A 21,548-nucleotide genomic window follows, 5' to 3' on the forward strand; every position below is an offset into this window, starting at 1 on the left:
CGGAAGCTGAACGATGTCAGTGTTGCGGCGATCGCAACAAGGCCGACGGGGTGCCCGGGAGCGTCCCAATAATTGGGAAGGATGCGGCTGCTCGCATAGGATATCCGCATCAAGAGAAAGTCGAAAATTCGTACGTGAGAGCGAATATCTCGCCACTCTTTGGCAGGCATATCGCTTATCTCAGAAAGAACGCGCATTCAGCGCCTCCCGGGATTGATCAGTGCCCATTAGTATTGCACTGAGGTATCAATAGCCGGGGTTGTGGATTAAAATCTGGCCTTGAATGTCTGAATACGTCTGCGCGACTTATTTTGATGTCGAAACATGTCTGGCAGCGTTTTGGGTCGATGTTGACATATAAAAGCCCTCACTGATCCGCTACGGCAGCGTGTCTTCACATTGGAAAACACTGACTGTTCACCGAACATGAGCACGCAGGCGCCGCAAATTCTCGTTGCCGACGACGACAGCGAAATCCGCAAGCTGCTCGCCCGGTACATGCGCGAGCAAGGTTTCCGCGTTCTGCTCGCGTCGAGCTGTATGGAGGTCAACGAGAAGATCGTACTCCATCAACTGGATCTCATCATTCTCGACGTGATGCTGCCGGATGGGTCGGGACTGGACCTCTGCCGCGATCTGCGAGCCGCGCGATCGAACATACCGATCATATTGCTGACCGCGCTGCAGGAGGATGTCGATCGCATCATCGGGCTTGAAATCGGTGCCGACGACTACCTCGGCAAGCCCTTCAATCCCCGCGAGCTCGCCGCCCGAGTCCGGGCCGTCCTGCGGCGGGGCGTCAACGCCCGTCCCGAACCCCGCCCGACGGGCCTCTACCAGTTCGAGGACTACGTCGTCGATCCGTCCCTGCGCTCGGTGAGAGACCCCCAGGGCAGGACGATTACGCTGACAGGCGCCGAATTCGACCTGCTGATCATCTTTCTGGATCGCCCGGGGCGCGTGCTTTCCCGCGAGCAGCTGCTCGACCTTGCAGGCCGCAGCGGCGCCGACGTCCTCGACCGGTCGATCGACGTTCTGGTCAGCCGGCTGCGGCGCAAACTGTCGAACGACAGCGCCCCCCAGCTCTTCAAGGCGATCCGTAACGGCGGGTATCAGTTCGCCGCCAGGGTCAGCACCGTCGACGGCCGGCCATGAGGACGCTTCGCGCCAAGTTCGCCCTGCTGCTGGTGGCTTCCATCGTCGCGGTGGTCGCGCTGATCACGCTCGCGGTGATCTACGTCTTCGCGACCCCGAAGGATCTCGAAGTCGACCTCCTTGCCAAGCAGTTCATCACCATGGAGCGGCTTGCGAGGCAGGGTCCGGACGTCAAGGGCCTGTCGTCGGCTCCCGCCGCGGGCGCCCTCGACGGCGAGCAAACAGAGCTTCTGCGTGCGGCGACCGAGCGGCTTGGCACGCGGATCGAGCTCCTGGTGACGCACAGGGCGGACGATTTCCGCATTCGCACCGTCTCTCTGCCGGCCGGGCAGGACCGGTGGGTCTTCGTGGATATCGATCCACCCTCCGATCCCGAAGTCCTGGTGTGGTTGGCCCTGATGAGCCTCGGCGTCGGATCGGTCGCGGTAAAGGCGGCCAACCGCATGAGCAGGCCGCTGGCGCTTCTCGAAAGCGCCGTGGAAGCCGTCAACGCGGACGGAACGCTTCCCGCGCTCACCGAACAGGGCCCCGCGGAGGTGCGCGCGACCGCGGCGGCGATCAACGCCCTTTCCGCCCGCCTGAAACAGGCCATCGAGAGCCGGATGCGCCTGGTCGCCGCGGCCGGCCATGATCTTCGCACGCCCCTGACGCGCATGAGGTTGCGCGCGGAGTTCGTCCCCGGCGACGAGGAGCGGGCCCTGTGGCTGAAGGATATCGATGAGCTGCAGCTGATCGCGCACAGCGCCATCCAGCTCGTGCATGAGGAGACGACGAAGACGCCGGCCGAGACATTGCGCCTGGATGAGCTGGTCGGCAGCATCGTGGCGGAACTGCGGGAGCAGAACTTCGACATCGAAATGGCCGGGGCCTGCGAGGTGTACGTCAAGGCCAGCCGCCTGACCCTGAGTCGCGCCTTGCGGAACCTTTGCATCAATGCCGCAACCCATGGCGTGCGGGGCAAGGTGACCGTCACGGGAGGCGCGACGGCACGGATCACGATTGCCGATCAGGGGCCGGGGATCGCTCCCGATATGCTGGATCAGGTGTTCGAGCCCTTCTTCCGCGCCGACCGGACGCGCAGCCAGAACATTCCCGGCGCCGGGCTGGGCCTCACGATCTCCCGGGAGATCATCCGCAAGGCCGGCGGCGACATCACCATCGCCAATGGCCCGGCAGGGGGGCTGGTCCAGACGGTCGAACTGCCCGCGTTCACCACGTCGCGGCATGATTAGGTCTGGTGCCTTGACCGTTTTGTCGGGTTGGGTTCCGCCGCGCAGAGGGCGACGAGCTCCTGGCCGAGTTCGGCATTTCCTCCCTTACTCCTTCGGGTAATGGCCTGTCCCGGCGGTCGTATCGCATCATCCCCATACTGGGGTGCAGTATGGGTCGGCATGTTGCGGCATGGCGCGCAGCGCGTGAATTGTCTGGTGCCACCGAACTGAGAGCAGGTTGTTTGCTTGGGGCTGGAATGGAGAAAATCGCAGCGATTCGTGGACGGGAAGGAAGAACCTGTATCGCTGCTTGCCGTTTACGCCTGAGCCGTGGCGCGGGTTAAGTGGAAGCAATCGGCACGCGAGGCGGCATGCAGCACGGCATCCATTTCATCTCCGGCCTGCCGCGGGCGGGCTCGACGTTGCTGGCCGGCATTCTGCGCCAGAATCCGGGCGTCCATGCCGCCATGAGCAGTCCGGTCGCCGCGCTGTTCACCGCTCTGCTCCGGCAGATGAGCCAGGAGAACGAGTTCGCCCTGTTCATCACGGAGGCGCAACGCGAGGCCATCCTCGCCGGCCTGTTCGAGAGCTATTACCGGGACATCCAGGCGTCAAAGCTGGTGTTCGACACCAATCGCCTGTGGTGCAGCAAGCTGCCGGCCCTTTCGGCGCTGTTCCCGGACGCGAAGGTGATCGCCTGCGTGCGCGACATACACTGGGTGCTCGACAGCCTCGAGCGGCTGGTCCGGCGCAACAAGTTCGAGCCGTCCAAGATCTTCAGCTTCGAGCCCGGCGGCACGGTCTACAATCGGGTGGACGGGCTGCTCGGTATGAACGGCATGGTCGGCTTCGCCTATAACGCGCTCAAGGAAGCCTATTTCGGCGAGCAGGCCGACCGGCTCATGCTGCTGACCTACGAGACGCTGACGCGTGAGCCGGCCAGGGCGATGGCGGCGGTCTACGACTTCGTCGGCCAGCCGCCATTCGCCCATGACTTCGACCGCGTCGACTACGCGGAGGAGGAGCTGGACGCGCGGCTCGGCACGCCGGGCCTGCATCGCGTCGCCGCCAAGGTGCAGCATGTCGAGCGGCAGACCATCCTGCCGCCCGACCTGGTCCGCCGCGTCGAGAACGACGCCTTCTGGAGCGACACCAAGCGCAATCTGCGCGGCGTGCGGGTGGTATAGCGGTGGCGCCGCGCCCTAGGTCCCTCCTGGATCGGTCGGGCGCTCCGATCGCCCCCGCGCAGGGGCGAATTGACACTGCCGTTCGTCAGGCAGGGTTTCTGAAATTCTCGCGCGATCCTTCCGGCCGCGCGCGCCGGCTGAGGCGGGCGCTCATCGGCACGACGGCGCTGGTTGCCGTCGCTTTGGTGGGGACTCTCCTCCTCGTGCCGGCGACGCCGGTCTTTGCCGATGGCGGCAGTGGCGGCGCCAGCAGCGACGGAAACCCCGGCGCTCCCGGGGGCGCCGACAGCGTGACAGGCGCCGGTGGCAACGGCTCCACCTACGCCAATAACGGCTATGGCGGCGCCGGCGGTGGCGGCGGTGGTGCCGGCGTGAGCGGCGGCTATGGCGGCTACGGCAGCTATGATGCCACCGACGGCAGTCCCGGCACTGGCGGCCTTCCGGGTGCCGCCGCCGGCGGCAACGGCGGCAATGGCGGCGACGGCAGCGGCGGGGCCGGCGGCGGCGGTGGCGGCGGCGGTGCGCACGGCTTTTACGGCAGCGTTCTGTCGGGCGGCGATGCGACCGGCGGTAATGGCGGCAATGGCGGCGAGGGCAGCGGCGCTGTCTTTTATCACAAAGGTGGCGGTGGCGGTGGTGGCGCCGGTGGCTTCGGCGCGGTCGTCACCGGTTCGGGTTACCTCGGCCAGATCGGCGGCGACATCACCGGCGGCAATGGCGGCACCGGCGGTTACGGCGCGGGGGTCACTTCCGGCTACGGCGGCGGGGGCGGCACCGGCGGTATCGGCCTCGTGCTCACCGGGGCCAGCCAGGTCGGGATCGGCGCCTCCTCGACCATTACCGGCGGCACCGGCGGTTCCGGCGGCATGGCCAACACGGGTACCAGCGCCGGCAGCGGAAGCGGCGGGGCGGGCGTCTACTCGTCTGCCGGCGCCACGCTCACCAATGGCGGTTCCATCAGCGGTGGCACCGGCGGCGCCGGCACCTATGGCGGCAATGGAGGCAATGGCGGAAGCGGTGGCGGCGGCGGCGCCGGCGTCTGGCTCTCCAGCACCGGAGCCGCGCTGACCAATAACCTCGCGATCACCGGCGGCGCCGGCGGCACCGGAGGCAACGCCGGCGGCGGCGGCATCGGTCGCCAGGGCCTCATCGGTACGCCGGGCGGCGCCGGCGGCAGTGGCGGCGGCGGCGTCCTGCTCTCCGGCACCGGCATCACTCTGACCAATAGCGGCACGATCACCGGCGGCGGCGGCGGTACCGGCGGCACCGGCGGGAGCGATGCCAACGACGGCGGCAGCGGCGGCAGCGGCGGTGCCGGCGGCATCGGCGTCTCGCTCTCCGGCACTGGCGCCAGCCTGGGCAACAGCGGTTCCATCAACGGTGGCGCCGGCGCTGGCGGGGGCAGCGGCGGCTACGGCGTCCACGATGGCGGCACGGGCGGCAGCGGCGGCGGCGGCGGGATCGGCGTCGTGCTCTCCGGCACCGGCGCCACCCTGACCAATAGCGGCTCCATTACCGGCGGTGCCGGCGCCCTCGGCGGGGGCGGCGGCCAGGGCGCCTATGGGTATGCCGGTAGCGGCGGCCCCGGCAGCGGCGGCGCCGGCGTCTCGCTCGCCAATGGCGCCACGCTGACCAATTACGGCACGATCAACGGCGGCGGAGGCGACGTCGTCGGTGGCACCGGCGTGTCGGTGAATAGCGGCATCGTGATCAACGGCGGCACGATCAGCGGCGGCACGAGCGCGGTTCTCCCCGGCTACCACGCCGACGCCATCACTTTCACAGGCGCTAACAACCGGCTGGAACTGCGTGCGGGCTCCGACATCCAGGGCGATGTGAACGCCAATGGCGGAACCGACGACACGCTGGCGCTGGGCGGGACGGCCAATGGCACCTTCGCTGTCGGCTTGATCGGTGCGACCCAGCAATATCAGGGCTTCGAGAATTTCGAGAAGACAGGGACCAGCACCTGGACGCTGACGGGCACGACGGCCTCCGTCACCTCCTGGACGATCAGCCAGGGAACGCTGTCGATCTCCTCCGACGCCAATCTCGGCGCCGCTTCCGGCGGGCTGAGCTTCAGCGGCGGCGTGCTGGAGAACAGCTCCGATTTCGCCACGGCGCGCGCCATCACCCTGCAAGCCGGCGGCGGCACGCTGCAGACCGATGCCGACCTGACGGTGAGCGGCGTCATCTCCGGTGCCGGCGCGCTCACCAAGGCGGGCAGCGGCACCCTGACGCTCACCGGCACCAACAGCTACACCGGCGGGACGACCATCGGGGCGGGCACGTTGCAGATCGGCGACGGCGGCACCTCGGGCTGGATCCTCGGCGATGTCGTCAACAACGGCGTGCTCGCCTTCGACCTGTCCAATACGCTCACATTCGCCAGCGTCGTCTCCGGCAGCGGCTCTTTGCAGCAGAACGGTACCGGCACCACCATCCTCACCGGCGCCAACAGCTACACCGGCGGGACGACCATCGGGGCGGGCACGTTGCAGATCGGCGACGGCGGCACGTCGGGCTCGATCGTCGGCGATGTCGTCAATAACGGCGTGCTGGCCATCGACCTGTCCGATACGCTCACCCTAGCCGGCGCCATCTCCGGCAGCGGTTCCCTGCAGCAGAATGGCACTGGCACCACCGTCCTCACCGGCGCCAGCATCTATACCGGCGCGACGAGCGTCAATGCCGGCGCGCTGGTGGTGAACGGCTCGCTCGGCGCGGGCGCGGTGAGCGTCGCCAGTGGCGCCACGCTGACCGGTGCCGGCAGCATCGGCGGCACGGTGACCGTGCAGAATGGCGGCACCCTCGCCGGGGCGAGCGGGTCGACGCTGGGCATGGGTGCGCTGGCGCTCAACGCGACCTCGAACGTCGATGTGGTGCTCGGCGCGCCGAGCGGCACCCTGTTCGACGTCGCCGGCAACGTGACGCTCGACGGCACGCTCGACATCACCGGCGGCCCCGGCCTTGGCACCGGCGTGTACCACCTGATCGAGTATGGCGGCACCCTCACCGACGACGGGCTGACGATCACAAGCCAGCCGCCGGGCTTCATGACTTCGGTCAATACCGCCACCGCCCAGCAGGTGAACCTCACGGTCTACGCCGATCCTACCAAAACGCAGTTCTGGCAGGGAGGCTCGACCCCGGTCGGGGGCAGCGGCATCTGGACCGCGACCGACACCAACTGGCTGAACGCCGACGGCAGCATGTCGACGCTCTGGGGCGGGGTGCAGGGGATTTTCCACGGCACGCCCGGCACGGTGACGGTGGAGGGCACGCAGGCTTTCGAGAGCCTCGAATTCGTGGTCGACGGCTACGCGCTGGTCGCCGGCAGCGGCGGCGCCCTGGCGCCGACCGGCATGGCGCATCTGTGGGCCGAAGGCGCAGGCACGACCGCGACCCTTGCCACCCCGATCATGGGTACGGGCGGCATCGTCAAGATCGGGGCCGGCACCATCGTGCTCACGGCGGACAACAGCTACACCGGCGGTACGGCGATGAAGGCCGGCACGCTGTCGGTGTCGGCCGACGCCAATCTCGGCGCGGCGACCGGCGGCCTCGCCTTCGACGGCGGCACGCTGGAGAACACGTCGGCCTTCGCGACGGGGCGCGCCATCACGTTGAACGGCGGCGGCACCTTGCGCACCACCGCCGATCTCACCGCCTCCGGCGTCATCTCGGGTGCCGGCGCGCTCACCAAGACAGGCGCCGGGACGCTCACGCTCACGGGTACCAACACCTATGGCGGCGGCACGACCATCGGCACGGGGGTGCTGCAGATCGGTGATGGCGGCACCTCGGGCTCGATCGTTGGCGATGTCGTCAATAACGGCGTGCTCGCCTTCGACCGCTCGGACGACATCACCTTCTCCGGGGCCATCTCTGGCAGCGGTGCCCTGGAGCAGAACGGCACGGGCACGACTATCCTCACCGGCACCAGTACCTACACCGGCAGCACGAGTGTCAACGGCGGTACGTTCAACGTGGCCGGCTCGATCGGCGCTGGCCCGGTCAGCGTCGCCAGTGGCGCCACGCTAACCGGCTCCGGCAGCATCGGCGGCGCGGTGACCGTGCAGAACGGCGGCACCCTCGCCGGCACGAACGGATCGACGTTGGGCATGGGCGCGCTGGCGCTCAACGTGACCTCGAACGTCGATGTGATGCTCGGCGCGCCGAGCGGCACCCTGTTCGACGTCGCCGGCAACGTGACGCTCGACGGCACGCTCAACCTCTCCGGCGCGACCGGCTTCGGCACGGGCGTGTATCACCTGATCGAGTACGGCGGCAGCCTCACCGACAACGGGCTGGCGCTCGGCAGCCAGCCGCTCGATTTCACGACCGCGATCAACACCGCCACCGCGCAGCAGGTGAACCTCACGGTCTACGCCGATCCCACCAGGACGCAGTTCTGGCAGGGCGGCTCGACCCCGGTCGGGGGCAGCGGCACCTGGACCGCGACCGACACCAACTGGCTGAACGCCGACGGCAGCATGTCGACGCTCTGGGGCGGGGTGCAGGGGATTTTCCACGGTACGCCCGGCACCGTGACGGTCGAGGGCACGCAGGCCTTCGAGAGCCTCGAATTCGTCGTCGACGGCTACAAGCTGGTCACCGGCAGCGGCGGCGCGCTGGCTCCGACAGGCATGGCGCATTTGTGGGCCGAAGGCACAGGCACGACCGCGACCCTCGCCACCCCGATCGTCGGCGCGGGCGGCATCGTCAAGATCGGGGCCGGCACCATCGTGCTCGCGGCGGACAACACCTATGCCGGCGGCACCACCATCCACGCCGGCACGCTGCAGATCGGCAATGGGGGCATGTCGGGCTGGATTCTCGGCGATGCCCTGAACCATGGCGTGCTTGCCTTCAACCGCTCGGACGACGTCACCTTCGCCGGCGTTGTCTCCGGCACCGGCGCGCTCGCCAAGGCCGGCGCCGGGACCCTCACCCTCACGGGCGCCAACAGCTACACGGGCGGCACGACCATCAACGCGGGCACGTTGCAGCTTGGCGACGGTGGCACCTCGGGCTGGATCCTCGGTGATGTGCTGAACAATGGCGCGCTCGCCTTCGACCGCTCGGACGATGTCACCTTCTCTGGCACCATCTCCGGCACCGGCGCGCTGCAGCAGAACGGCACCGGCGCCACCGTTCTCACCGGCACCAGCACCTACACCGGCAGCACGACCGTCAGCAGCGGCGCGCTGATCGTGAACGGCTCGATCGCCGCATCGAGCCTGCTCACGGTGGATTCCGGCACCCTTGTCGGCGGCACCGGCACGCTGCCCGCGACCACGATCAACGGCGGCACGCTGGCGCCCGGCAACTCGATCGGCACGATCAACGTGCAGGGCAACCTCGCGCTTTCGACCGGGACGACCCAGCAGATCGAGGTCTCCGCCACCGCTGCCGACCGCACCAATGTCAGCGGCACGGCGACGCTCGGCGGCACCGTGCAGGTGGCGGCGACGCCCGATGATTACGGGCCCCACACCAGCTACGTCATCCTTCACGCCGATGGCGGCGTGAGCGGCGCCGAGACGCTGTCGACGACGGTAAGCTCCGTGTTCCTCGATCCGACGCTCAGCTTCGATGCCAACAACGTTTTCCTGAATCTCACGCAGCTGCCGTTCAGTTCGGTGGCGTGGACGCCGAACCAGCGCGCGGTCGCCGATGCGCTGCAGGTGAGCGGCACCCACAGCGCGCTTGGCGCCGCGGTGTTCAATCAGGCCACCGGCGCGGGTGCCCGGCAAGCCTACGATGCGCTGTCGGGCGAGGTGCATGCGAGTGCGGCGGGCGTTATGCTCGACGAGTCGCGTTACCTGCGCGACGCGGTGCTTGGGCGGGCACGGCAGGCTTACGGCAACGTTCCCGACCCGCTGGCGGCGCTCGGGCCCGCGGTGTCGCAAAATTTCGCCGCGCTCGATGATGCAGTCTCGCGGCTGGCGGGCAAGGCACCGTCCCGGACCCCCGACGAGCCGGTGTCCGCGGCCTGGGCGCAGGCGATCGGCGCTTGGGGACGGCTGGACGGCGACGGCAACGCCGCCACCCTCGACAGCCGCGTCGGCGGCTTCGTCAGCGGCTTCGACGTCACCTTCGCCAATAGCTGGCGGCTCGGTCTTGCCGCCGGCTACACGCAGTCCTCACTGGATGTGGATGCCCGCAACTCCTCGGCCTCCATCGACAACATCCACCTCGCGCTCTATGGCGGCACCCAGCAGGGCCCGTGGGGCCTGCGCGGGGGCGCCGCCTATACGTGGCATCAGCTCGACACTTCGCGCGCAGTCACCTTCCCGGGCTTCGCCGAGCTCGTGGCCGCCGATTACGACGCCGCCACCGCGCAGCTGTTCGGCGAGGTGGGCTACACTATCGCGCTCGGCAGCGCCGCGCTCGAGCCGTTCGCCGGCGTGGCCTATGTCAACCTCCAGACCGGCGGCTTCACCGAGACGGGCGGCGTCGCGGCGCTTGGTGCCCCCGATCAATCCCTGGATGCGACCTTCACCACGCTCGGCCTGCGCGGCTCCGCCCTGCTCGGCGTGACGAATGGTGTGGCACTGACCGCGCGCGGCATGCTCGGCTGGCGGCACGCTTTCGGCGACGTGACGCCGGAGCTGACGTTTGCCTTGAGCGGCGACATTCCGTTCAGCATTGCCGGCGTGCCGATCGCGCGCGACGCGGCGGTAGTGGAGGCGGGCCTCGATATCGCTGTCGGAACCGATGCCAGGCTTGGCATCGCCTATTCCGGTCAGCTCGCCGGCAATGCCGAAGATCACGGGATACGTGGTAACTTCGTCCTGAAATTCTGAAAGCAGGATGGCTCGGCGAAACGCGGAACGCGAAATCGCTCGCGGTTTCCGCGATCGCTCCGCTCGCATAGGACCGATCGGCTGGTGAGTACCGGTCAGTCCGGAAGGGGAATGTGCTCATCCCGGTCGTCGACCGGGAGATCGAAGCGCCCCTTGCCCCAGTTCTGCGCGCGCCATTCGGCCTTCGCCTCCTCGATGCGCTCCCTTGAGGACGCGACGAAGTTCCACCAGATGTAGCGGGAACCCGGTAGGGTCGCGCCACCGAGGATCATCAGCCGCGCGCCTTTGTCGCCGGCGGCGACCGTGATCCTGTCGCCGGGGCGGAAGACCATCATCCGGCCAGCCTCGAAATCCTGGCCGGCGATCGAGATCGAGCCTTCGAGGATGTAGATGCCCCGGTCCTCGTGATCATCGGGCATCGGCAGCCGGCTTCCCGCGTCGAGCGTCACGTCGGCGTAGAAGGTCTGCGAGTACATCGTCGCGGGGGCCTTCTCGCCATAGGCGTTTCCGAGGATGAGCCGGACCGAGACGCCGCGATCCTCGATCACCGGCAGCGCTTCCTTGCCATGATGCTCGAACAGCGGCGCCATGTCCTCGTGGCGCTCGGGCAGTGCCAGCCAGGTCTGAATGCCGAACAGGCTGTTCGGACCGCTTCGGGCGGCCGCCGACGTGCGCTCGGAATGGGTCACGCCGCGCCCGGCGACCATCCAGTTCAGTTCGCCCGGGCGGATGATCTGATCCGCCCCGGTGCTGTCCCGGTGATGGAAGTCGCCGCGATAGAGATAGGTGACGGTGCCGAGGCCGATATGCGGGTGCGGCCGGACGTCGACGCCCTGCCCGGTCAGGAACTCGGCCGGTCCGGCCTGATCGAAGAAGATGAACGGCCCGACCATCTGCCGCTTCGGCGCCGGCAGGGCGCGCCGGACCTCGAAGCCGCCGAGATCGCGCGAGCGTGGAACGATGAGCGTTTCGATCGCGTCGAGGCCGACCTCATCGGGACGGCCTGGTTCGATCGCCGGATTCCAACTCATGTGCCGTATCCTCTCCTGGGCTTCCCGGAGGCTTCGCCCCTGCCGATGCGAGTGTGCAGGCTGGCGAACGAGGCTATGCCCGGCTAGTCCCGTGATGCGTCAAGCCGTGTCGCGGTAAGTGGAACATGCGGGTGGCGGCGTCGAGATCGGCGGCCCGTCGCGGAGCGACGTCGAGGGCAGGTCCTCGATAGGGCTTTGCCCCGCTCGCGCTCTCAACGGTCGAGACCCCAAACGTCCGAATTTCGTGCGAAGTACTCGATCAGCATCTCCGTGAGCACCCGCACTTTCCGCGTGGGATGCTGACCCGGCGGGCGGACGACATACACAGCCCCCGGAGGCACCGGATAGCGTGTCATGATCGGGACCAGCGCGCCGGAGGCCACATATTTATAGGTGATGCAGTCGGGGAGCCAGGCGATGCCGAGACCTGCCGCCGCCGCCGCGGCAAGCGCCGTGGCGCTGTCGGCCTTGAACCTACCCTGCGGCTGGACCATGACGGTCCTGTCGCCATCCATGAACTGCCAGGCTTCCGTTCCCTGCATGAGAGCCTGATGGGCGGCGAGTTCGTCCAGTGTCTCGGGCGACCCGTGCGCTTCGATGTAATCCGGGCTTGCGACGAGCTTTCCATGGATCGGCCCGACGCGCTTGGCGATCAGGTCCGAGTCCTGAAGGTAGGCGCCCCGGATCGCGCAATCGAACCCGTCCGCGATGAGATCGACGAAGCGGTCGCTATAGGAGGTGTGGATGTGAAGCTGCGGGTGCTGGCGCGCCATTTCCGCCAGCACGGGGGCGAAGTGCGTCGGGCCGAAGGTGAGCGGCATGGCGACCCTGAGGCGGCCACGCAGCTCTCCGGCGGGGAGGATCGCTTCCCTGGCGGTGTCGATCTCGGCGCTGGCCCGCGCGGCATGATCTCTGAACGTGATCCCCGCTTCCGTGAGCGCGGCGCCCCGGGTCGTTCGCGCAAGAAGCTGCACGCCAAGCTCCGCTTCGATCCGGAAAAGCCGCCGGCTGACGATCGACTTGGAGATGCCGAGCCGGCGCGCGGCGGCCGATACGCCCCCGGCATCGGCCACGGCGACGAAGGTCTGCAGATCCTCGATGTCCAATTCGGCGTTCCTCGTTTCGCGACACAGCGTGCCGGACCATGGAGCTACCCTATCATCTGACGGAACGGCAAGTTGCGCCCGGCAAACGTCGCCCGCTGGCGCATGCCTCCCGCAAAACCAATGCCGCTCAAACCGGCAGCAAAGGACGCAGCAATGACTTTTCGTAACGGCCTTGCTTCGCTTCTTCGTCCCGAAGACTCGGTCCTCGTTTTGATCGACCACCAGCCCTACCAGCTCGCGAACCTGAACAGTCACGAGCCGCAGATGGTGATCAACAATACGGCGGCCCTTGCGAAGACCGCCAAGGCCTTCGGCGTCCCCACCATCCTGACCTCGGTGATCGCCGAGCGGGGCGGGCTCCTCTTCCCGCAGATCACCGACGTGTTTCCGGGCCAGGAGGTGATCGACCGGACGCTCATCAACACCTGGCAGGACCCGAAGGTGGTGGATGTGGTCAAGGCGACCGGACGCAAGCAGCTGATCATCGCGGGCCTGTGGACCGAAGTGTGCGTGGCGATGCCGGCGATCCAGGCTCTCGGCGAGGGCTGGGATGTGACGGTGGTCACCGATGCCTCCGGGGGTATTTCGGTCGAATCCCATGAGGTCGCCATCCAGCGCATGATCGCCGCCGGCGCCAACGTGATGACGTGGATGGCTGTGGCCGGCGAATGGCAGCGCGACTGGGCCCGTCTCGACACCGCCGTGAAGCTGACCGAGGTGCTCGTGCAGCACGGGGGCGGCAGCGGCATTGCTTACCTGTGGGAGCAGCAGCTGCTCCACACGCCGGTGCCGAGCGCCGCGGGCTGATACGGGGGTGGCGGGGACCTCATACGAGTCGCAATCGATCCGTATGCAGAGCCTCGCCACCCTCGCCTCGGGGGGAAGCGTTGCGATGGCGGCGACGAACGCAATCTGCGCCGACGCCGGGCCCGGCCGAGCCGGCGGCCGGTGAAGCGTTCCGCCGGAACGGTTCGATCTGGCCTGCCGTAACGGACCCGCTCATGTGCGGCGACGGTGCGTGATCCCACCACCGTCAGCCTCGGCGTTCCGCAGGTGGGCGCGAAGAGGGGGGCCCCGAAGAGGCGGTTCCATCCCGGCCGGGTTCCGCCGTCACCACGCTGGTCGCCGGCATACTGTCGAAAAGGGGCTGGAGGCTGTTCTGCTGCCTCGCCATTGGTCCCCGGCCACGGCTCCAGTCGGCGGCGCGCTCAAGCCATTCAGCAGATCGCGCACGGCTTGACGGATGCCCCATTGCTGTCGCGGGTTGCCGGCCGTCCGACCACGCAAAAGCTGCCAGCCCGCCTCCGATCCCACATGCCGCTTGGGTTGAGATCATCAACAGACCAGAAGCGCAGGCGCCCAGGGGGGGCGCTTTGGCGCGACGAGCGGAAGCGTCACCGAGAGACGGAAGCGCTTGGCAACGAGGAGAGCGCACAACCAAGCGGCGGCTATGGCGGCTCAGAATCTCTGGTTGGCCGAATCTGCATAGCGAGAATTGCGACGGCATGCACTGTCTCCAAGCGAGCTGAGTTCGAGAGCCTAGGCTGGTTAATGGAAGCGGTGTGGACGGTAGGCATTCGCACGCCTTGTCTTGCAAAGCTTACGGTCGATCATTCTATGATCCTTGCCGGTCAGTATATTTCTGACATGCCAAGTACGGCACGAAAGCAAGCAAAGCTGATGACTATCGTGACATTCGCGCTGCGACCGCGACGAGGACAATGGAATGCGACTTACTTGGCTGATTGCTGCCGTGATGGCGGGGTTTGCGGGCCCCGCCTTCGCCGATGAGGCCACCGGAACAACGAAGGCCGCGCATGAAGCGCTGCTCAACTACCTGCCCTTCCAGGACCAGGTCGATTTCCAGAACGCGACGCGCGGCCAGATCGCAACCCTTGAAGCAGAACAGATCACGGCGCCGGACGGTACCGTGATCTATGACATGGCGCAGTTCGACTTCCTGAAGGGCGAGGCGCCCCATACCGCCAATCCGAGCCTGTGGCGGCAGAGCAAACTCAACGCCATCCACGGATTGTTCGAGGTCGTGAAGGGGGGGATCTACCAGGTCCGCGGCTTTGATCTCGCGGTGATGACCTTCATCCGCGGCGACAAGGGTTGGATCGTCATCGACCCGCTCACCGCGAGCGAGACCGCGGCGGCCGGCTTCAAGCTCCTGCGGGAGAAGGTGGAAGACCTGCCCGTCACCGCAGTCATCTTCACGCACAGCCATGTCGACCATTTTGGTGGCGTGAAGGGGATTGTCACGGAAAAGGAAATCGCAGAGCGCAAGATCCCGGTGATCGCGCCGGTCGGTTTCTTCGAAGAGGCGGTCAGCGAGAACCTCATTGCCGGCAACACGATGAGCCGGCGCGCCAGCTATATGTACGGCAATCTGCTGGAGAAAGGGCCGACCGGCTCACTCGGCTCCGGACTTGGCCCGACTACGGCGGCCGGTACCGTGACGATAGTCGAGCCCACCGTCACCGTCTCCGAAACGCCGACCGAGATGGCGGTCGACGGTATCGACATGGTCTTCCTGAACACGCCGGGTGCCGAGGCCCCCGCTGAGTTCATGTTCTACATCCCGAAATTCAGGACGATGATGCAGGCGGAGGAAATCAACCACACGATGCATAATCTCTACACGCTGCGGGGTGCGAAGGTGCGCAATGGCGACAAGTTCGCCAAGTACATCAACGACACGATCAACCGGTTCGGCGGCGAGGTGGAGATCAGCATCGGCAGCCACAACTGGCCGACCTGGGGCAATGTCGCGGTCAACGAATTCTGGAAGGGCCAGCGCGACACCTATCGCTACCTGCATGACGAGACGCTGCGCCTCGCCAACAAGGGCGAGACCATGGTCGAGATCGCCGAACAGGTCCAATTGCCGGACGGGCTTGCGAAGAGCTTCGCCAATCGGGGCTATTACGGGACGGCGAACCACAATGCAAAGGCGCAGTACCAGCTCTATTTCGGCTGGTTCTCCGGCAATCCGTCGCAGCTCCACGAACTGCCCCCCGTCGAGCAGGGCAAGAAGTTCGTCGAATACGCCGGCGGCGCCGATGCAATCATCGCCAAGGCGAAGACCGATTACGAGGCCGGAAATTACCGCTGGGTGGCGACCGCGCTGAACCATGTGGTCTTCGCCGATCCCGACAACAAGGACGCCCGCGAGCTTCTCGCCAAGGCGCTCACCCAGATGGGGTATCAGGCCGAGAGCGGGCCCTGGCGCAACTTCTACCTGTCGGGCGCCAAGGAACTGCGCGACGGAGTCGTCCGCGCGGCAACGCCGGACGCGGCCTCGCCGGATATCGTGCGGGCGCTACCGCTGGAGATCTATCTCGATTACCTCGCCGTCCGCCTCAACCATCCCAAGGCAGCAGGAAATGACATCTATCTGAACTTCATCCTGCCGGATGTGCAGCAGGAGTTCACCCTCTCCGTGACGAACGGCGTGATGAACTACACGATCGGCCGCCAGGACCAGCAGGCGGACGCGACCGTCACGCTGAATCGTTCGCTGCTGGACGACATCAATCTGCGGCAAGCAAATCTGGCCGATGCCATCTCGGCAGGTCAGGTTACGATCGACGGCAACCAGCAGAAGGTAGCCGACTTCGTCAGCCTGCTCGACACGTTCGACTTCTGGTTCAACATCGTCACGCCATGAGCGCGTCTCGGGCGCGGGAACACGGGTACAGAGCTCACCCCCTCACGGGTGGGCTCCGCTTCGGGCGTTGTTCGGATGCGGGGTAATGCGGCCCCCGTCAGCGGATGTCGGCTGCGTGGCAACCGGAGGTCCATTGGCGCCAGACGACACGAAGGGTGCCGGCGCACAGCGAAGGTGCCGCCTTGTGGCGGCATTCTCCGCCCGGGAACTTGGCCTTGGCTTCAACGTGGACGATGACAATGGGCTTCGCGCTTGACTTCTGGGATTACACCGCGCTTGCCAGCCTCGGCATTATCGGGATGTCATTTCTACTCATCGTCATCTTCATTCTCGGTCTCCCGGGGCGGATTGCGATCGCGAGAAACCATCCCGAGGCCGACGCGGTCTACACGATGGGCTGGCTCGGTTTTCTTGGTGTCCTGCCCTGGATTCAGGCCCTCATCTGGGCATTCAAGCCGACGGATGTGGTTGATCTGCGTTATACGCCTCGTCAGGTCAAGAAAGAGACCGAGGAAATGATTTCGCGACTCAAGGGAAAGACGCCGCTTGCCTTTGCCGACAAGAGAAGTAGTGACGAAAACGGTGCATCGTGACGAGGTGATATCGCCATGATGATCGGCATGCTCGTTCTCGCCATCGCTACGCTCCTGTTCTGGGTGATCTTCTTCAAGCTGAAGTTGTTGCGCCTGACGCCCGGCTGGATTTTCGGCTTCAGCGTCTTCTTCCTGCATCTGGCGCTGATCTTCGTGATCGGGCTGCGGTTCGTCACGCCCTATTCGACCAGCGCGACAATCATCCAGCACACGATCCAACTGATCCCGCGCCTGTCGGAACCGACCTTGATCACCGAGGTGCTGGTCGAGGACAACATGCCGGTCAGGAAAGGTGATCCGCTTTTCAAGTTCGATCGCACGATCTACGAGGCGAGGGTCAATCAGCTCAAGGCCCAGCTCGCCGCTGCCCAGCAGAACGTGAAGGTGCTCGGCACCAACATCAAGACGGCCGAAAATCAGGTGGTGGAGGCCGAGGCTGCGCTCGCCTATTCCACGAACCAGATGGACGACTACAACATCCTCATTCAGAAAGGGGTCGGGCGGCTCGAACAGGCGATCAAGTGGCGCGATACGGTGAAGGGCGACACGGCGCGTCTTCATGCCGCCCAGGCCGAGCTTCAGGTGGCCCGCCTGCAGTATGAGTCAAGTATCGATGGTGTCCACACGTCGGTCGCAAACCTTGAGGCGGACCTTCAGCAGGCGCAGTTCTATCTTGACAATACGGTTCTGAACGCCCCGGAGGACGGGCGTGTCATCAATTTGCAGGTGCGCCCCGGAATGGTGTCCGGCATTCTGCGCATCGGCGGCATTGCCGTTCTCATAGCCGAGGATAACCGGTATCTGCTGGCGACATATTTTCAGGAGAACCTGAAGTATGTGGCGCCTGGCCAATATGCCGAAGTGGCTTTCGACCTGTATCCCGGCCAGATCTTCAAGGGACGTGTCGACAGCATCTGGAAGGCGAACGGGCAGGGCCAGCTTTTGCCGACGGCCGAAATCCCGCGTTTCGAGCCCGTGGATCCCAGTCTTCCCCAAGGGCAGTATGCGGTGAAGATTCTGCTGGATGATCGCGATCAATCCAAGTTTCCCATCGGGGCGCAGGGGTCGGTGGCGATCTACGTGAATGGCGACCGGGGAGCCTGGGCGGCCCTGCGCAAAGTGGCGATCCGCATGCACACATGGCTGGCGTGGCTTTATCCGCTCAATATCTGAGAGCCGGCTCAGGACATTGGTAGTTGTAGCCCGCTGGACACTTCGTCGTGGCTTCGGGGGCGGGTGGGAGCGGCGCCGGCCCACAAGGATACTCGAAAATGATTGATTTCGCCGGTTTCTCTCTGCTGGGAATATTGTTCGCCAGTCTCATAGCATTTGCTCTTGCCATCGAGTTCGGCCGTTACCTCGGCCGTAGAGCCAGAAGCGCTGGCGGCGAGCACGTGTCCACCCTCGAGGGGGCGGTGCTTGGCCTTTTGGCGCTTATGATCGGCTTTACCTTCGCGATGTCGCTGTCTCGACACGAAGCCCGGCGTGAGGCGGTCCTGTCCGAGGCGAATTCCATCGTCTCTGCGGCGATGCTCGCCCGCCTTCTGCCGGAACCACGGAACATCGAGGCCTTGACGCTGCTCAGTGACTATACCGGCATCCGCCTCAGCCTGAAGGCGCAATTCCTGACGCCGGATTCGCTGCGCGCAGCGGTCGAGCGTTCCAACGTCATTCAGGAAAAGCTGTGGCGGCTCGGCATAGGTTTGGCCGATACCGACAATGCCATGGTGCCGACCGGCCTGTTCATTCAATCCCTCGGGCAGGTCTTCGACAACCAGACCAGTCGAGTGGCTGCCTTGCGGAGCCATGTGCCGGATATCGTACTGTTCGGGCTCTACGGAATCGCCGTCACCGCCATTGGTCTGCTCGGATACGGAAGTGGTGTGAGGCCGTATCAGCCGCGATTGCCGGCTTATCTCGTGGGCTCGTTGATCGCCCTCGTCATGCTGTTGATCCATGATCTCGACAGGCCTGGCAGCGGCTTTATCCATGTCAGCCAGCTTCCGATGGAGGAGGCGGCTGAGGCCATCGCAGAGCAGTTGGGGCGTCCGCGGTGATCGTCGTATCGATTTCGACGTGATGCGGATGTTCCGAGCCGTCGCGCCATTGGTCCACTAAGCCTGCCGGTTGGGTCGCGCTGCAAAGCGATTTGCGTTGCAGGTGGCGCTGCGCCGGAGGCCGTTCGCTAATCCTCTGGAATCTCGCGGCCATCGACACGTCCGGGGCCGACTGCGACCTGTGATATGGGCTCGCCAGCGCGGCAGTCGCGATTGCCGCGCTGGCGAGCTGGAAGTGGGGAGTTGGCGGTGCATTGCGGGCTGTTCGCTGGGTGGAAGCGGTCGCTGACGGTGTGGATGTCGGGGTGGGAGACGCACGGACTGTGCATTTTTCCCACGAAGACCTGCCTCGCGGGTGCATTGATGCTCCTGTGGCTAATGCCGATGCCGGCCTCCGCCCAGGACATGCTGTCCGGCCCGGGATTCAAGCCGTGGACCGGCGACCTCCACGGAATGGAGAAGCGGCGGCTCATCCGCATACTCGTGCCCTACAGCAAGACGATCTACTTCATCGACCGAGGCCGGCAATTCGGGACGGCGGTCGAATTCGGGCAGGCGCTGGAGAGCTACATCAATCGCAGCCGCAGGAAGGAGATCGAACGGGTGCGGGTCGCCTTCGTCCCGACGGCACGCGATCAGCTTATCCCCGCGCTGCTTGATGGACGAGGCGACATCATCGCCGCCAATCTTACCATCACGTCCGAACGCCAAAAGCTCGTCGACTTCACCCAGCCGCTGGCGACCGGCGTCAGCGAGATCCTGGTGACGGGGCCATCGGCCACCGTTCCCGGCTCGCTCAACGACCTTGCCGGCATGGCGATTCCGCTCCGGCGGAGCAGCAGTTATTTCATGCATTTGACGGCGCTGAACGACGAGCGCAGACGCCAGGGAACGGAGGAGATCGGCGTCGAGGCTATCGATGAGAATCTCGAGGACGAAGATCTGCTCGAAATGGTGAATAGTGGACTGCTGCCGTGGACAATTGTTGATCGTCACAAGGCCGAGATATGGACGGCGGTGTTCGGCAACATCACGCTGCAGAAGGATATTGCGATTGCGCGGGACCAGAAGATCGCCTGGGCCATACGCAAGGGCAGCCCCGAGCTCACCTCATTACTCGACGCTTTCGTTGCCGTTCATCGAGTGGGCACGACATTCGGCAACGTGCTGAAGAAGCGATACTATCAGAACGATAGGATGGTGCGCGCCGCCAATGACCGGGCCGAACTCGAAAAATTCGACGGGCTCGTCGCTCTCTTCACCCAGTATGGCAGGAGCTACGCCTTCGACGAATTGCTGCTGGCGGCGCAAGGTTATCAGGAGTCGCAGCTCGATCAGAGCCGCCGCAGCCCGCGCGGCGCGGTCGGCATCATGCAGTTGCTGCCCTCGACGGCGGCGGACAAGGCGGTCGCCGTCAGCGGGATCGACAAGAGCGCCGAGCGCAACATCGAAGCGGGCGCCAAATATCTCAACCATTTGCAGATGCATTATCTCGACGAACCCGGCCTGACTCCGATCAACCGCATGCTGTTCGCCATCGCCGCCTACAATGCGGGCCCCGGCAATCTGCGGAAGTTCCGGCGCGAGGCTGGCAGGATGGGTCTCGACGAGCATATCTGGTTCGGCAATGTCGAGCACGGCGCCGCCAAGGTCGTCGGCCGCGAGACCGTCCAGTATGTCAGCAACATCTACAAATATTACGTCTCGTACAAATTGTACTTTGACCGGAAGATGAAGGTTCCGCCGGCCACGACCGAGGTGGCGCCCACGGCCGAATAGCGCTCTATGTCGCTACCTTCGATGCCCAAAGCGATCGGTTTCGGCGTGAAATGGCGGAGGAGGGAGACTTCTGCGAACCTGTCTCCCTGCAAATTCCCTGTTCGGAGAGAAAACCGGGACACTAGATCGTCGCTTTTGCGCGTCCTTGTCGGGTCACAGGAAGAGATTTCTGTTTGCAAGAAATAAGTTCGCGCTTCAGGCGTCGTCCTAGCGGTGGGATCCTAGGCAGGATCGCAGTGCGTTTTGGTGGGAACAGATTGTCACTTGCCGGGACGGCATTCCCGACAGCAGTTGGGAATGTACACCCAGGTGGCCCAGAGGCGACGTTCGCCGGTCGCTGGGTGCGCCACGGTAGGCATCGAGTGGCCTTTGCCTCGCTCCGCGTGCGCTTATACGTCGGGGTGACGTGAAAGGATGGTGGCCGACCAGCAGCAGTGGCTTGGCGGATAAACGTCTGACGTTGTCAGTCTTCGGCTTTCCTACGACCGCGTAAATAGGCGTCGATCCCGTTCCGTCGATAGAAGGTGTCGTACTCCGATCGAAGATCTTCATAGAAGGTGCGCAGCTGGTCGGTCGTCAGATGTAATCTGAAGCAAGCGCCCTCTTCGCTGTAACCGTCCGAATGGATGAACGTGCCGGTATCGACGAAAACGAGAATCTCGATCGGCTGGGCGGCACTTTCCAGGACGAAATCTGGCGGCATGGAGAAGGCCGCGAGTCGGAAAAGTGCCGGACTTTCCGGCAGTTATCGCGGCATGCCGGAAGTAAAAAATATAATAATATCAATTGCTTAACTGGCTGGCGGAGGGAGCGGGATTCGAACCCGCGATACGGTTCCCCGTATACACACTTTCCAGGCGTGCGCCTTCAACCACTCGGCCACCCCTCCGTCCGCGGGCGCGGTGGCCCGTCGGTCCTCGACGAAGCGTCCGGGCGGGCCGGCG

General features: G+C 65.4%; 13 protein-coding genes and 1 tRNA gene. 10 read left to right on the top strand and 4 right to left on the bottom strand.

What is annotated here, in order from left to right:
- Positions 1–426: 426 nt before the first annotated feature.
- The 4 genes from FO470_RS04195 to FO470_RS19470 all read left to right on the top strand — a co-directional run bounded on the left by FO470_RS04195 (position 427) and on the right by FO470_RS19470 (position 10,365).
- Entirely contained in the window at positions 427–1,155 is a 729-nt protein-coding gene (locus tag FO470_RS04195) for a response regulator (RefSeq protein WP_144341639.1), read from the top strand.
- Positions 1,152–2,387 (top strand): ATP-binding protein, encoded by a 1,236-nt coding sequence (locus FO470_RS04200; protein ID WP_144341640.1) that lies wholly within the window; start codon positions 1,152–1,154, stop codon positions 2,385–2,387. Before FO470_RS04195 ends, FO470_RS04200 begins: the two co-directional genes overlap by 4 nt.
- A gap of 350 nt (positions 2,388–2,737) precedes the next feature.
- Positions 2,738–3,553 (top strand): sulfotransferase family protein, encoded by an 816-nt coding sequence (locus FO470_RS04205; RefSeq protein ID WP_144341641.1) that lies wholly within the window; start codon positions 2,738–2,740, stop codon positions 3,551–3,553.
- A gap of 185 nt (positions 3,554–3,738) precedes the next feature.
- Entirely contained in the window at positions 3,739–10,365 is a 6,627-nt protein-coding gene (locus FO470_RS19470) for an autotransporter domain-containing protein (RefSeq protein WP_186291825.1), read from the top strand.
- 95 nt (positions 10,366–10,460) lie between these two features.
- Here FO470_RS19470 and FO470_RS04250 read toward each other — a convergent pair whose 3' ends face one another.
- Both FO470_RS04250 and FO470_RS04255 read right to left on the bottom strand, forming a co-directional pair.
- Positions 10,461–11,396 carry a pirin family protein gene (locus tag FO470_RS04250; protein WP_144341642.1) on the bottom strand — a complete coding sequence of 312 codons (936 nt, stop codon included), beginning with the start codon at positions 11,394–11,396 and terminating at the stop codon, positions 10,461–10,463.
- Between the two features lie 212 nt (positions 11,397–11,608).
- The gene (locus tag FO470_RS04255; protein ID WP_144341643.1) at positions 11,609–12,502 is read right to left on the bottom strand and encodes a LysR family transcriptional regulator; all 894 of its coding nucleotides are present in this window, start codon (positions 12,500–12,502) and stop codon (positions 11,609–11,611) included.
- Positions 12,503–12,655: 153 nt separating this feature from the next.
- Between FO470_RS04255 and FO470_RS04260 the strand changes: the two genes are divergently transcribed.
- The 6 genes from FO470_RS04260 (at position 12,656) to FO470_RS04285 (ending at position 20,604) form a co-directional block, all read left to right on the top strand.
- Positions 12,656–13,309 carry a hydrolase gene (locus FO470_RS04260; protein WP_144341644.1) on the top strand — a complete coding sequence of 218 codons (654 nt, stop codon included), beginning with the start codon at positions 12,656–12,658 and terminating at the stop codon, positions 13,307–13,309.
- A gap of 919 nt (positions 13,310–14,228) precedes the next feature.
- Positions 14,229–16,175: an alkyl/aryl-sulfatase gene (locus tag FO470_RS04265; protein WP_144341645.1), complete on the top strand. Its 1,947-nt coding sequence runs from the start codon at positions 14,229–14,231 to the stop codon at positions 16,173–16,175.
- Positions 16,176–16,414: 239 nt separating this feature from the next.
- Positions 16,415–16,768 carry a DUF3302 domain-containing protein gene (locus tag FO470_RS04270; RefSeq protein WP_144341646.1) on the top strand — a complete coding sequence of 118 codons (354 nt, stop codon included), beginning with the start codon at positions 16,415–16,417 and terminating at the stop codon, positions 16,766–16,768.
- Positions 16,769–16,783: 15 nt separating this feature from the next.
- The gene (locus FO470_RS04275; RefSeq protein ID WP_144341647.1) at positions 16,784–17,941 is read left to right on the top strand and encodes an HlyD family secretion protein; all 1,158 of its coding nucleotides are present in this window, start codon (positions 16,784–16,786) and stop codon (positions 17,939–17,941) included.
- Positions 17,942–18,039: 98 nt separating this feature from the next.
- Positions 18,040–18,825 (top strand): bestrophin-like domain, encoded by a 786-nt coding sequence (locus FO470_RS04280; RefSeq protein ID WP_144341648.1) that lies wholly within the window; start codon positions 18,040–18,042, stop codon positions 18,823–18,825.
- A gap of 363 nt (positions 18,826–19,188) precedes the next feature.
- A complete protein-coding gene (locus tag FO470_RS04285) occupies positions 19,189–20,604 on the top strand; it encodes an MltF family protein (protein WP_246659465.1) in 1,416 nt (471 codons plus the stop codon).
- A gap of 463 nt (positions 20,605–21,067) precedes the next feature.
- On the opposite strand, the gene FO470_RS04290 is transcribed toward FO470_RS04285, so the two are convergent.
- Positions 21,068–21,307, bottom strand: coding sequence for a hypothetical protein (locus FO470_RS04290; protein WP_144341649.1), 240 nt, complete (start codon positions 21,305–21,307; stop codon positions 21,068–21,070).
- Between the two features lie 96 nt (positions 21,308–21,403).
- A tRNA-Ser gene (locus FO470_RS04295) sits at positions 21,404–21,493 on the bottom strand.
- Positions 21,494–21,548 lie beyond the last annotated feature (55 nt).

The sequence above is a fragment of the Ancylobacter moscoviensis genome (genome assembly GCF_007559435.1).
GTDB classification, from domain to species: Bacteria; Pseudomonadota; Alphaproteobacteria; order Rhizobiales; family Xanthobacteraceae; genus Ancylobacter; species Ancylobacter moscoviensis.

Excerpts from the sequence above, each read along its gene's own strand:
- FO470_RS04275 (WP_144341647.1), top strand. The coding sequence starts at position 16,784 with ATGATGATCGGCATGCTCGTTCTCGCCATCGCTACGCTCCTGTTCTGG.
- FO470_RS04280 (WP_144341648.1), top strand. The coding sequence starts at position 18,040 with ATGATTGATTTCGCCGGTTTCTCTCTGCTGGGAATATTGTTCGCCAGT.
- FO470_RS04195 (WP_144341639.1), top strand. The coding sequence starts at position 427 with ATGAGCACGCAGGCGCCGCAAATTCTCGTTGCCGACGACGACAGCGAA.
- FO470_RS04290 (WP_144341649.1), bottom strand. The coding sequence starts at position 21,307 with ATGCCGCCAGATTTCGTCCTGGAAAGTGCCGCCCAGCCGATCGAGATT.
- FO470_RS04265 (WP_144341645.1), top strand. The coding sequence starts at position 14,229 with ATGCGACTTACTTGGCTGATTGCTGCCGTGATGGCGGGGTTTGCGGGC.
- FO470_RS04285 (WP_246659465.1), top strand. The coding sequence starts at position 19,189 with ATGCTCCTGTGGCTAATGCCGATGCCGGCCTCCGCCCAGGACATGCTG.
- FO470_RS04200 (WP_144341640.1), top strand. The coding sequence starts at position 1,152 with ATGAGGACGCTTCGCGCCAAGTTCGCCCTGCTGCTGGTGGCTTCCATC.
- FO470_RS04260 (WP_144341644.1), top strand. The coding sequence starts at position 12,656 with ATGACTTTTCGTAACGGCCTTGCTTCGCTTCTTCGTCCCGAAGACTCG.
- FO470_RS04270 (WP_144341646.1), top strand. The coding sequence starts at position 16,415 with ATGGGCTTCGCGCTTGACTTCTGGGATTACACCGCGCTTGCCAGCCTC.
- FO470_RS04205 (WP_144341641.1), top strand. The coding sequence starts at position 2,738 with ATGCAGCACGGCATCCATTTCATCTCCGGCCTGCCGCGGGCGGGCTCG.
- FO470_RS04250 (WP_144341642.1), bottom strand. The coding sequence starts at position 11,396 with ATGAGTTGGAATCCGGCGATCGAACCAGGCCGTCCCGATGAGGTCGGC.